General features: G+C 61.5%; 10 protein-coding genes and 1 pseudogene. 1 reads left to right on the top strand and 10 read right to left on the bottom strand.

Annotated elements, in window-relative coordinates:
• Window position 1: 1 nt before the first annotated feature.
• The gene (locus FIV39_RS21820; protein WP_090400609.1) at window positions 2-1,066 is read right to left on the bottom strand and encodes an imelysin family protein; all 1,065 of its coding nucleotides are present in this window, start codon (window positions 1,064-1,066) and stop codon (window positions 2-4) included.
• 31 nt (window positions 1,067-1,097) lie between these two features.
• Window positions 1,098-2,537, bottom strand: coding sequence for a di-heme oxidoreductase family protein (locus FIV39_RS21815; protein WP_090400608.1), 1,440 nt, complete (start codon window positions 2,535-2,537; stop codon window positions 1,098-1,100).
• A gap of 139 nt (window positions 2,538-2,676) precedes the next feature.
• Between FIV39_RS21815 and FIV39_RS21810 the strand changes: the two genes are divergently transcribed.
• Window positions 2,677-3,240 carry an NAD(P)H nitroreductase gene (locus FIV39_RS21810; RefSeq protein WP_090400607.1) on the top strand — a complete coding sequence of 188 codons (564 nt, stop codon included), beginning with the start codon at window positions 2,677-2,679 and terminating at the stop codon, window positions 3,238-3,240.
• Window positions 3,241-3,350: 110 nt separating this feature from the next.
• Here FIV39_RS21810 and FIV39_RS34135 read toward each other — a convergent pair whose 3' ends face one another.
• The 8 genes and pseudogenes from FIV39_RS34135 to gap form a co-directional block, all read right to left on the bottom strand.
• Window positions 3,351-4,106: a methyl-accepting chemotaxis protein gene (locus tag FIV39_RS34135; protein WP_390897239.1), complete on the bottom strand. Its 756-nt coding sequence runs from the start codon at window positions 4,104-4,106 to the stop codon at window positions 3,351-3,353.
• A gap of 102 nt (window positions 4,107-4,208) precedes the next feature.
• Window positions 4,209-5,348, bottom strand: a pseudogene (locus tag FIV39_RS34130) (PDC sensor domain-containing protein); the annotation flags it as partial.
• Window positions 5,349-5,629: 281 nt separating this feature from the next.
• Window positions 5,630-6,031 (bottom strand): YbaN family protein, encoded by a 402-nt coding sequence (locus tag FIV39_RS21800; protein WP_090400605.1) that lies wholly within the window; start codon window positions 6,029-6,031, stop codon window positions 5,630-5,632.
• 394 nt (window positions 6,032-6,425) lie between these two features.
• The gene (locus FIV39_RS21795; protein WP_090400604.1) at window positions 6,426-7,034 is read right to left on the bottom strand and encodes a biliverdin-producing heme oxygenase; all 609 of its coding nucleotides are present in this window, start codon (window positions 7,032-7,034) and stop codon (window positions 6,426-6,428) included.
• A gap of 134 nt (window positions 7,035-7,168) precedes the next feature.
• On the bottom strand, window positions 7,169-9,733 hold the full coding sequence (locus tag FIV39_RS21790; protein WP_090400603.1) for a TonB-dependent receptor: 2,565 nt from the start codon (window positions 9,731-9,733) through the stop codon (window positions 7,169-7,171).
• A 117-nt stretch (window positions 9,734-9,850) separates the two neighbouring features.
• Window positions 9,851-10,819: a FecR family protein gene (locus FIV39_RS21785; protein ID WP_090400602.1), complete on the bottom strand. Its 969-nt coding sequence runs from the start codon at window positions 10,817-10,819 to the stop codon at window positions 9,851-9,853.
• A 74-nt stretch (window positions 10,820-10,893) separates the two neighbouring features.
• On the bottom strand, window positions 10,894-11,412 hold the full coding sequence (locus FIV39_RS21780; protein ID WP_090400601.1) for an RNA polymerase sigma factor: 519 nt from the start codon (window positions 11,410-11,412) through the stop codon (window positions 10,894-10,896).
• 199 nt (window positions 11,413-11,611) lie between these two features.
• The gene (gap, locus tag FIV39_RS21775) at window positions 11,612-12,613 is read right to left on the bottom strand and encodes a type I glyceraldehyde-3-phosphate dehydrogenase (protein ID WP_090400600.1); all 1,002 of its coding nucleotides are present in this window, start codon (window positions 12,611-12,613) and stop codon (window positions 11,612-11,614) included.
• Window positions 12,614-12,709: the final 96 nt, after the last annotated feature.

The following is a 12,709-nucleotide window of genomic DNA, read 5'->3' as shown; positions in this document are numbered from 1 at the left end:
ATCAGTCACCGTCGTTGGCATTGAAGCCCAGTTGGATCCCCAGCGCCTTGGCCAGCTCGCCTTCGTGCAGGCGGTGGACGACGTTGAGGCTGTCGTAAATGTCGTTGAGCTGCTGGCGCCCGGCGTCATCGTTCAACAGTTCGTTGAGGGTGCGCTGGTTGCTGGCGAACAGTTTCAGCGAGGCGGCATAGGCCGCGTCGATCTTGTCGGCCAATGGCTTTTGATCCGCCGGCAGCAAACCACGCAGGCCCTTGTTGTCGACACCGACCCACACGGTCTGGGCGGCGGCGAGGCTGGCCTCCAGGCTTTGCAGGGACGACTGGCTGCGCCATGCATCGGCCTGGAACGGCTGCGGGATGCCCTTGGTCTGGCGGCCCATGGGCGTGCCGAGTTTTTTCTTCAGGGTGTCCAATGCGGTCACTTGTACGCGCAGCAGGTCGGCGATGGCTTCGTGGGAATCGGCGTAGCGCTGGTTCGGAAACTTGCTCATCTGCGCGAGCATGCCGTCGGTGCTGTTCCAACTGGCCAGGATTTCTTCGGCCAGGGCTTTCTGGCGATCACCGATGGCTACCAGCAGCGGGCAGTAGCGGGCTTTCTGCGCATCGTCGGCGATGTCGGTCTTGGCGTCATAGAGAATGTATTCGTAGGCCGACAGGCCCTGAACCACCACGCTGGACTTGGCCAGTGCGGCGCCGTCGATCTGCGGCTGGGCGGCGACCAATTGCTCGACCTGGCGGCCCACGAGGTTCTTCTTGTCCGGCCAGAACTGCACCTGCCACGAGCGGTTGCCCTCGGCCAGCGGGCCGATCAGCAGCGGCTGCAACTCGGCCCAGGCTTTTTGCGCGTGGAGGAAGTCGGCGCGGGCGGTGTCCAGGCTTTCCTTGCCCTGGCAGTAGGCGAGGGCGCTGACGGCCAACTGGCGGTCGGCTTCGACCCAACGGCTGTAGGTCGGCAGGATCACCTGCTTGGCGATCGCCGCCGAGGTCACGGCTTGCGGGTCTTGGGGCGAGCAGGCACCCAGGGCGAGGGCGGCCAGGCTGGTGAACAACAACTTGGGACGGAACATGTCGAGCTCCCTTCTGTAATTGGGGCGAAGCTTATAAAGAATTCAGGAACGCCAGCAACGCAGCGCGCTGCTCGGCATTGAAGGACAACACATGCTGCTGCGCCGCTTGTGCTTCACCGCCGTGCCACAACACGGCTTCGAGCAGGTTGCGGGCGCGGCCGTCATGCAGGAACTGGGTATGGCCGCTGACGGTCTGCGTCAGCCCGATGCCCCACAACGGCGGCGTGCGCCAGTCGCGGCCACCGGCCTTGAATTCTGTGCGGTGGTCGGCCAGGCCTGGGCCCATGTCGTGCAACAGCAAATCGCTGTAGGGGCGAATCACTTGGTTGGCCAACTCGGGTTCGGCGGCATTCCCGGCGGTGGTGAATGTCGGTTTATGGCAACCCTGGCAACCGGCCTGGTAGAACAGGTTTTTCCCGGCCAGCACCTGCGGCGTGTTGACGTCGCGGCGCACGGGCACGGCCAGGTTGCGGGTGTAGAACAGCACCAGGCGCAGGATGTTATCGCTGACTTCCGGCTCGCCATCGCGGCCATTGCCGTTGGGCGCCTGTTTGCAGGCGACTTGGGCGTCGGTGCAGTCATCGAAGGGTCTCAGGGAGGTGGTGAGGCCCATATCACCAGAAAACGCGTGAACATTTTGTTGATTGAGGTTGGGTTGCCCGGCTTTCCAGCCAAAACGCCCGAGTACGGTTTTTTGCGCGTCGTCATCCCAGACCCAATTCGCCCGGCCGATGAGGGCTTCCTTGTCGGCGGTCTTCGGCTCGGTGTTGCGCAGGATGTCCGCGTCGCTGATGGCTTCGAGCAGGCCCAGGCCGATCATCGGCGGGGCGATGCGCGCGGAGAAGCGCGTGTCCGGGTGCATCGGGCCATAGCCGAGCTGGGTGATCTGCAGGTCGGGCTTGCGCAGCTCGACGACGCTGCCGTCCTTGAACGTGACGTTGACCGGTGTGTAGTCGACCCGGACCTTGCCTTCAGGCGGCACGCCGGGCACTGCCATGTCCTGCAATTGCCCGCCGTAGACGGGCTCGGGCACCACGCCCGCCTGCTCGATGAGCTTGGCGTAGAGCGGCTGCTCCTGGATAGACACGGGGATCGACAGGCGCACCAGCATCGACACCGCATTGGCCGCGTCGGGCAGCGGCGGGTGGCCACGGCCGTCCTTGATATGGCAGTTCTGGCAGGCGTTGGTGTTGAACAGCGGGCCCAGGCCATCACGGGCGGTGGTGGTGGACGGCGCGATCACCCAAGGGCTGCGAAAGAAGCTGTTGCCCACGCTGAAATCCAGGCGGCGCGTGGGCGACAGGTTGGCCGAGGGCAGGGAAAACGCATTCTGGTCGCGCTTGTTCACCGTCGTCGCGCCGCCCGCTCGCGATTCACCCGGCTCGGCGTTGGTGAAACGCGGGGCGTCATCGCAGGCGGCCAGGCTCAAGGCCATCAACGCTGCGCACAGGCGAATAAGCGAACGAAACATCGAGTTTCCCGGACGAAGGCTGAAAATAAGGTCGCAAAGTCTAACAGGGCCGGGCGGATTGAATAAGAGCAATTATCGTTTGGTGGCATCCCGATTGATTCCCGCTAGAATGAGCGCACATTTTTTCTGGAGGTGGCCAATGCAGGCTCTCGACGCTTTGCTCAACCGTGTTTCCGTGCCGCGTTTGCTGGAACCGGCACCGACCCAGGAGCAGCGCGATGTGCTGTTCGCCGCCGCCATGCGTGCGCCCGACCACGGCCAACTGCGCCCTTGGCGTTTCCTCACCGTGGAAGGTGCCGCCCGTGAGCAGCTGGGCACGCTGTTGGCCGAAGCCGCCCGCCTGCAAGACGCCGATGCCCCGCAAGCCGCCATCGATAAGGCCCAGAACGGCCCGTTGCGCGCGCCGCTGGTGGTGGTGGTGATTGCCCGCCTGCAGGAGCACTTCAAGGTGCCCAAATCCGAACAACGGCTGGCAGCCGCCTGCGCGGCCCACGGCATTCTGCTGGCGGCCTATGCCCAGGGGATTGGTGCGGTGTGGCGCACGGGTGAATTGTCCTACTCGGCCCACGTCGCCAAAGGCCTGGGGCTGACGGCGGATGAGGAAGTGATTGGCTTCCTCTATTTGGGGACACCACAGAATCCACCGCGTACCGCAGCTAAAGAAGATGTGGCGGCGTTTGTGAAGGCCTGGCCTGGTCTTTGACAATGTGGGAGGGGGCTTGCCCCCGATTGCAGTGTGTCAGTCAACTCATCTGTAGCTGACACATCGCCATCGGGGGCAAGCCCCCTCCCACATTGGTCCTGTGGTGTTTCTTAAACCTTGAACTGATCCATGAGTTTCATCTGCTGGCTGGCCAAGGCATTGAGCTGGCTGCTGATGGCCGCCGATTCGGTGGCCTGGCCGGTGAGGGTTTCGGTCACGGTGCGGATCGCCGAGACGTTGCGGTTGACCTCTTCGGCCACGGCGCTTTGCTGCTCGGCGGCGCTGGCGATTTGCAGGTTCATGTCACTGATCACCGTCACTGCATCACTGATCTTGCCCAAGGCCTGCACGGCTTGATGGATCTGTCCGGCATTGCTCTGGGCTTGGCTTTGGCTGGAGTGCATGGTCGCCACCACCCCTCGGGTGCCGCTCTGGATGCGTTCGATCACCAGGCGGATTTCCTCCACCGAATCCTGGGTGCGCTTGGCCAGGTTGCGCACTTCGTCGGCCACCACCGCAAACCCCCGGCCGCTTTCCCCGGCGCGTGCCGCTTCAATTGCTGCGTTGAGCGCCAGCAGGTTGGTCTGCTCGGCAATGCTGCGGATCACTTCCAGGACTGAACCGATCTGTTCGCTGTTGACGGCCAGGGCTTCGACTTCGCCCACGGCCTTGCTGACTTCTTCGGCGAGGGTGGTGATGTCGCGGGTGCTCTGCTCGATGATCGACATGCCTTCACGCGCTGACTGGTCGGCGCCGCGCGCTGCGTTGGCAGCATTGGAGGCGCTGTTGGCGACGTCGTGGGCGGTGGCGCTCATCTCGTTGGACGCCGTGGCCACTTGGTCGATTTCGCGGAACTGCACCTGCATGCCTTCGCTGGTCTGGCGCGCGATGGCCGAGGACTGGTCAGCCGTGCCGCGTGCTTCGGTGATGCTTTGTTTGATCTGCGCGATGGTCGGTTGCAGCTTGTCGAGGAAGCGGTTGAACCAGTTCACCAGTTCGCCCAGCTCATCCTTCTTGGCGTAGGCCAGGCGCTGGGTGAGGTCGCCGTCGCCGCTGGCGATGTCTTTAAGCATGGCTGCCACGCTGTTGATCGGACGGGTGACGCCGGTGGCGGTGAGCCAGATCAGCAGCAAGCCGAGCAAGCCGGCGGCGGCACCGACCAGCAGGGCCTTGAGGGTGCCGCTGGCCTGGGCTGCGTCGAGCACGCCTTGAAGTTTCGTGCTGTCGGCAAGCATCACGTGTTTGGGCAGTTTGATCACTACGCCCCAGGCTTTGGCATCGGCAATGGGCTTGACCGGGTAAACCGCGCGGATGGTGTCGCCTTGTTCGCGGTTGACATAGCTGCCACTGGCGAGCAGTTGCACGATCTCCTTGCCTTCTGCACCGAGGGTGTCGACCAGATTTTTTCCAACCTTGGCGGGTTCGCCACTGTAGGCCGCAATCAGGCCGTTGCTGGAAATGATCTCAAGGTGTGCCGCACCGTCGAACAGCTCTTTTTGCGCGGCGTCCGTGCTGGCTTGCAGGGTGTTGAGGGCGATATCGACACCGACCACGCCAATGACTTTCCCGTCCACGATCATCGGCAAGGAGATGGTGGTCATCAGTACTGGTGTGCCGGTCACCGTGTCTTCATATGGGTCCAGCAGGCAGGTGCTTCGGGTGTCCCGGGGGCAGGTGTACCAAATGTTGTAGGGCGTTCCGCTGAGGTTGAGGGTGGTCTTGGTCAGGTCTTCCTCGAGCATGATGGTGTTCAAGGGTTCACCACCGACGCGGTTCCAGTAGCTGGAGAAGCGGCCTTTTTCATTGGACGCGCGGGTCTTGTCATTGGCGAACTCGCTGTCCTTGCCGTCCAGGCCATTGGGCTCGAACGCCAGCCAGATGCCGAGCACTTTGCTGTTGCGTTCGAAGGTGGTTTTCAGGCTCTGGTTGAGTTCTTCACGCAAGGCGCCGGGGTCCAGCGAGCGCTTGGTGGCCAGGTTGCGCAGGTCTTTGACCTGATCGGCGATGGCGGTGATCACGGTAAGATTTTCACCAAAGGTTTTCCGCAGCAGCACGGCTTGCTCCGCTGCCTTGGCTTGCAGCAGGTTCTGCACGCTGCTGGTGAGCATTCGCGAGCTTGAATCGCTGATCAGATGGTCGTTCTGGTTGGTTTCGTAAAGGTTGATGCTGATGATCAACGCTATTACGCCCAGCAGACATAGCCCGGACAGCAGCACGATTTTCAAACGTATGGAGAGGGTGTCGAACATAGGTTCACTCGCGAATGGGCGTGTGGAAATGCATGCAATCCAGGGCCAAGTCCATTCAGCGCTATGTCTGAAACATCGGCGTAACAGATCAATTCATGAGAGATAGGCGATGGGCGGTAGGAAAACACCTACAGCCAGCGTCACACGGGCTGTGCGAGCCGTTCGGGGCGTGACCAGATCCACAGGTTGCCCAGGCTCATCCCGGCAATCGCCAGGTAGATCGGCCAGCCGTGGTCGAGCATCACCAGCATCAGGATGGCGCACAGCAGCATGCTCACGGTGGCACTGACTTTGGCCTGGCGCGCGATGATCTTGCCGTTGCGCCAGTTGAACAGGATCGGCCCGAACAGGCGGTGGTTTTCCAACCAGGCACTGAGACGCGGCGAGCTTTTGGTCGCGGCCCAGGCGGCCAGCAGGATGAATTCGGTAGTGGGCAAACCCGGCACGACAATCGCCACCAGCCCGATGCCGAGGCTGACGTAGGCCAGCAGGCCGAAGAGGATCTGCGCGATTTTCGAGGTGGATTGGGGTTTGCGGGTCATGGTGTGTGCAAAGTAGGGGATAACAAAAGAGTCGGCATTGACATGCGGTTTAAATGTGGGAGGGGGCTTGCCCCCGATAGCCATAGGTATCTACACAATTTTCAGAGACTGGCGAGTTCCCCTGTGGCGAGCGGGCTTGTCCCGCGTTGGGCCGCGTAGCGGCCCAAAAACAGCCGCTATGGAGTTTCTGATACACCGCATTCTGCTTTACTGGGCTGCTACGCAGCCCAACGCGGGACAAGCCCGCTCGCCACAGGGAGATTTGTCAGGGGCTGAAAAGTTGTGTAGATACCCATGCCCCGATAGCGGTGCATCAGCCAACAAATAGGTAACTGACCCTCCGCCATCGGGGGCAAGCCCCCTCCCACAGTTGATTGCATTTCAATGTGGGCGATCAGGCAATTTCAGGGGCGCTAGCGTACGCCTGTTCCAGCAGCACGGTGAAGCGTACAAACGCATCCACCGCGCCTTTTTCCGCTGCGGCTTCTTCCTCGGCGCTCAATTGCAGCGCATCCAGGGTGCGAGTGAAGCTTTTCCAGCCTTCGGCGCGACCACCGGCCGGCTCACCCAGGTGGCGGGCACCGAAGGTTTCGCTCAGGCCCAGGCCTACGGCGCGCTTGATCAGGAACGCAGCGCCCAGCTTGGAGCCTTCGGACACGAACAGCCAGCCCAGGGCTTCGGCCTTGCTCGGGTTCTTCAGTGCACCCGCGACCGGGGCAGGCACTTCGGTATCCAGGTCTGCCAGGTCCAGCTTGGCGGCCTCGGCGCGGCAGCGTTCGGCCAGGTCAGGCACGATCTTGATCAGTTCGGCATCGTTGTACAGGGGCGCCAGTTCCGACTGAAACAGGTACTGCGCGACCACGAAACGCGCGAAGTTGGCCTGGGTTTCAAACGGGGCGTGGGCCTTGACCAGTGCATCCAGCTTGGTGTGCGGCGCGTGGGTGATCTGGTTCAGGCGCTGGGAGCGCAGGCTTGGGCGTTCTGCGGTAGGAGAAGCGGTCATGAAAAAGTCCTTGAGAAGGGGAGCGCCTTGTTGCCCTAAAGAGAGCTGTTATCAACTAGACGAACAAGAAGACGCGGCACAGTAAAAAATCCTCACCTCGCCGCTGAAATTTCGACGAGGTGAGGAAAGCTTTGTCAGATGTCCCAGATCACGTTGATCGCAAAGTTGCGGCCTGGCTGGGTCAGGCGGTCGAGGTTGGCCGGGCCGGTCACAGCGGCTTCGCCGACACTGTCGTAGCTGCGCACGTCATCCCAGTTCCAGTATTTCTTGTCGGTGAGGTTGTAGAGACCGCCGTTGATGGTCACGTCGTTGGTGACTTTGTAGAAGGCAGTCAGGTCGACAACACCGAAGCCAGGGGTTTTGAAGGGGCCGCTGGTGTCGCCGTCCGGCGCGTGGAAGGTACTGCTGTCGACGCGATCCTGCTTTTTCACCAGGGTCCAGCTCAACAGGCCACCGTAGTTGTCCTGGTCGTAGCCCAGGCCGAATACGCCCTTGAGCGGGTTGACGCTGTTCAGCGGCTCGCCGTTATCGTCGTTGCGGCCGTAGGCATAGGACACCGAACCCTGGGTGTAGAGCCCTTGCGGGGCTCCGAATGCATCCAGGTTCAGGCGGCCTTTGGCTTCGGTCCCCCTGATGGTGGCGCGCTTGATATTGACGGCTTGGAACTGCTCAACGGTGCCGCCGACGACGGCGTTATCTTCGTCGATAAAGTCGCGGTACTTGTTGTAAAACACGGCGATCTCGAAGGAGCCTTCGTCGAACTTGCCGCGAATCCCGGTTTCGATGCCTTTGCTGGTTTCTGGCTTGAGGTCGGGGTTCGGCTCGACGGTGTAGCCCAGGTTCAGGTTTTCAAAGCGGCCGTACAGCGCCTTGGCGGATGGCGTACGGAAACCTTCGGCATATTGACCGAACCAGGTGTATTGATCGGTCAGGGCATAGGTCAGGCCAAACTTGGGCGTCACACGGTGCCAGGTTTTTTCCTTGTCGCTCACCGGGTCCGCACCTGTCGGGTTGACGGTGTTGAGGAACTCCTGGGTCAGCTTGGGTTTGAGCTGGGTGTAGTCGTAGCGCACGGCGGGCAGGAAGGTCCATTTGTCCCAGCTGATCTGGTCCTGTGCGAACAGCGAATACGTGTTGATGGTCGGGTCGGGGAAGTCGCTGGACTTCTTCACACTGTCGGAGGCCATCGGGCTGGGCGCGCCGATGGCGGTGCAACCACTGCCGACGGCCACGCAGGTCGCGTTGCCCTCCCGTGAGCCGGTGACTTTCTGCTGCTTGAGGGTGGTGCCGTAGGTCACTTGGTGATCGGTTTCACCGAGGCTGAACGCTTTGTCCAACTGGGCATCGAAAATCCACTGTTTTTCCTGGTAGAGCGTGTCGCGGGTGCGCAGGACACGACGGCCTGACTGATAGATCTCGGCGGTGGTCTGGTCGGTCTTGGCGATCTGGTAATTGAGGCTGGTCTTGATCCGGTCGGCAATCGGCGACTCAAGGGCGAAGCTGTTTTCCAGGCCGAAACGTTCACGGGTAATGGTGTCGTTACCACGACGATCGCGGTAGAGATTGAAGCCTCGGCCGCCGACGAACGGGCCGCCCACCGCGTTCTTCAGGTTGACGTCGCGATCATCCTTGTACTTCTCATAGGTCAGGCCCAGGCGGTTGTCATCGCCATAGTTCCAGCCGAGCTTGGCCAGGATGTTGGTGGTGCGCGCGTCCTCGGGGTTGGCGCCGGTACGGGCCAGGCCGGTGGCGTTGTTGCCGTCGTAGGACTCGGTCTCGTGGCCGTTGCGCTGGCTCAGGTGCAGCAAGCCATCGAAGTCCTGCACGCGGCCGGCGACAGTGCCGGAGGTGAGCCAGCTTTCATCGGCGGAGCTGTAGCCGGTCTTCAGGCGTGCGCCGACGTCCTGGCCGGGCTTGATGATGTCATCCGGGTCGAGGGTGAAGTAACTCACGGCGCCGCCGATGGCGCTGCTGCCGTAGAGGGCCGAGGCCGGGCCGCGCAGGATCTCGACGCGCTTGACGATCTCCGGGTCGACGTAATTGCGACGGGTCTTGGCGTAGGGGCCGTTGAAGAAGTTGTCGGGCACTTCCACACCGTCCACCTGGGTGAGGATGCGGTCGCCGTCGATACCGCGGATGTTGAAGCCGGCATTGCCGGCACGGGTGCCTGCGCCGCCCACCGAGACGCCGGGCTCGTAGCGCACCAGTTCGCGGATGTTGTTGACGTTCTGGCGGTCCAGCTCTTCGCGTTCATGCACGCTGACGGTGCTCGGTACGCTGTTCACATCCTGCTCGTTACGGGTGGCGCTGATGGTCACCTGTTGCAGGTTGAGGGTGCTGCCCGCCGTGCGCTTTTCCAGCACGATGTTGTTATTGCCCAGCTTGCGGTAGCTCAGGTTGGTCCCCACCAACAGCCGGTCCAGGGCTTTCTCCGGCGACAGTGCGCCGCGCACGCCAGGGGACGACACGCCCTGGCCCAGCTCGGCGGGCAGGCCGACTTGCCAGCCGGTCACGGTGGTAAAGGCGTTCAGGGCCGAGACCAGTGGCTGCTGCTCGATGCTGAAGCTGTAGTTACCGTGACTGCGGGCGGTAGGTTCGGCGGCAGTCGCGGCCATCACTGGCGAACCGGCCAGCAGGATGGCGGCGGTCAGCAAGGACAGCACGGGCGAGGAGGACCGGCGGTTGAAGCAAGAGGACATCGAGAGCGCTCCGGAAGGTACGAATCTTATAGTTGCGAACCGAATCAAATAGGAATCAGTTGCATTGGCTAAGACGAGACGTACCGCCGAGGGCTATCGAGTAAAAATAATTCTCATTTAGTTCAAGATCACCAGCGCGGGGTATTCCGTCAACGTGGCGGACGTGATGTGGGCCAGCGAGCGCACTACGTCGAGGGGCTGATCAAGGCGGTAATTGCCGGTGACGGCAACGCTGGCGAGCTTGTCGTTGGTGTTGACGATCCAACCGGGGTAGTAACGACGCAACTCGGCGAGTACTTCGCTCATCGGGCAGTTTTCGAAAATCAGCCGGCCTTGTACCCAGGCCAGGTCCTTGTTGGCATCCAGCCTGGCCGGTTGGCCAAAGCCCTTGGGCCCGATGCGGATGCTTTCCCCGGCGCGCAGGCGTACGCGGGCATCGTCGAAGGTGTTGCTCAGGTCGACATCGCCGCGTTGCACCTGCACCTGGGCTTCGCCATTGAGGTAGCGCACGGCAAAGGCGGTATCACGCACGCTGGCGCGCACGGGGCCAGCGTCGATCTCCAGCGGCAGGCCATGGCCGGGCATGATTTCGAAAAAGGCTTCGCCCTGATACAGGCGGGCGATGCGCTGGTGGTCCTTGATGCTGCTGGAAAACGCCGAATTGGTGTTCAGCAACACTTTCGAGCCGTCGTCCAATTGCAGGCGTTGGCGTTCGCCCACCACCGTGAGATGGTCGGCTTGCAGGCGCACCGGCAGGTTGCTGAAGCTGAACAGGCCGATCAACAGCACGGCGGCGGTGGCCAGCGGTTTCCAGTGCGGCTTGATCCGGCGCCAGCCGCTGGGCTTGCGCGGCGCGGCCAGGGCGACTGCGGCGCTGTGTACCGGCGCGCCACCCCAGGCGGCCTGGGCCTTGCCGAAGGCGTGGACGTGGGCGGGGTCTTGGGCCAGCCAGGCTTCAAACTTGGCCTGCTGCCCAGGCGCTGGGCACTGCAAGGCGATCAGCCAGTCGAGGGCTTGGTCCATCGCCGTGTCTTGCAACACCTCATGAGCCAGCTCATGGGGGCGCAGTTTATTCGGGTCCGTCACGGTGTTCCTCGGGTCTTCGCCACGTTCTATTCATCTTTCCTACAGCTTGGATCGACACTTCTGTCGGCTGAAGCTTAAGGCCGATCCAGTCTTTCGGCCACACCTACACAAATAGCCATGATCAATTTCAGTTCCTTTTGCACGGTGCTCAAGGACACGTCCAACTGATCGGCAATCTCCTGGTAACTGCACCCGTGCAGGCGGTTGAGGATGAAAATCTGCTGCTGGCGAGCGCTCAACTGGCCGAGGCTGATGCTCAGGTGCTCAAGCAATTGCTCGGCCTGGGTTGCGTCTTCGGGGGTGCTGATGGGGGCGGCGACGCTTTGCAGGATGTCCAACGGTACATCTTCCTGCAACGTACGCGCCTGAATCCTGCGCGAACGCAAGTGATCCAGCGCCAGGTTACGCGCGGTTTGGTAGACGAAGGGTTCGAGGTGATCGATCGGCCGCTCGCTGAGGGCCCGGGTGACGCGCAGGTAGGTTTCCTGCAACAGGTCCTCGGCGGTGCTGTGGTTATTCACCATCCGCTGCAAGGTGCGTAGCAGAATCACCCGTTGGGTGAGAAAGACTTGATTGAAGCGAGATTGGCTCACAGTGATACCAGACCGATTTGCAGTTAATGATAATGCTTATCATCAACTTAAATGGCAAGTGGCTATTTCTGCAGGCGTACATAGATCAAATGTGGGAGGGGGCTTGCCCCCGATTGCAGTGTGTCAGCAGTACATTCATAACTGACCCACCGCCGTCGGGGGCAAGCCCCCTCCCACATAAGCTCATCACAAGACGGGGTTACTCTGCGTTGCACAGCGCCAGGCAGTTATCCAGCATGCGGTTCGAGAAGCCCCACTCGTTGTCGTACCAGGCCAGCACTTTCAGCAACTTGCCGCTGACCTTGGTGTGGTTGGCATCGAAGATCGACGACAGCGGGTTGTGGTTGAAGTCACTGGAAACCAGCGGCAGGGTGTTATAGCCGAGGATCTTCGAGTGTTGGCTGGCTTCCTTGAGCAGTGCGTTGACTTCGTCGGCGGTGGCTTCTTTCTTCAACTGCACGGTGAGGTCCACCAGCGACACGTTGATCACCGGTACACGCACGGCCATGCCGGTCAGCTTGCCTGCCAGCTCCGGCAGCACCAGCCCGACCGCTTCGGCGGCGCCGGTCTTGCTCGGGATCATGTTCTGGGTGGCCGAACGCGCGCGGTACGGGTCGGTGTGGTAGACGTCGGTCAGGTTCTGGTCGTTTGTGTAGGCATGGATCGTGGTCATCAAACCGCTTTCGATGCCCAGCTCGCGGTGCAGCACCTGGGCGACCGGCGCCAGGCAGTTGGTGGTGCACGACGCGTTGGAGATGATCTGGTGGGATTGACGCAGGATGTCGTGGTTCACACCGTAGACCACGGTCGCGTCCGCGCCTTTGGCCGGGGCGGAGATGATCACCTTGCGTGCACCGGCGGTAATATGGGCGGCAGCCTTGTCGCGGTCGGTGAACAGACCGGTGCATTCGAACACCACGTCGACCTTGTGCGCAGCCCACGGCAGGTCGGCCGGGTTGCGAATGGCGCTGACGGCAATCCGGTCACCATTGACGGTCAGGCTTTCCTGATCGTGGGCGACCTCTGCATCGAAAGTGCCATGGACGGTGTCGTATTTAAGCAGGTGGGCATTGATCGAGCTGTCGCCCAAATCATTGATGGCGACGATCTGCAAATCCTGGCGATAGCCTTGGGTATACAGTGCGCGCAGGACATTACGGCCGATACGGCCAAAACCATTGATTGCGATACGAAGAGTCATTGGAAAGTGCCTGTCGTCGATTTGTTGTAAGAATTACAAGATTATTCGCATAAAAATAGAAAACAAGCCTTTTTAGTGGCAATATTTTGTTCAATC

Origin of the sequence: Pseudomonas grimontii, from assembly GCF_007858185.1 — a bacterium.
Lineage (GTDB): Bacteria > Pseudomonadota > Gammaproteobacteria > Pseudomonadales > Pseudomonadaceae > Aquipseudomonas > Aquipseudomonas grimontii.
This window is presented reverse-complemented; position numbering and strand designations above follow the sequence as displayed.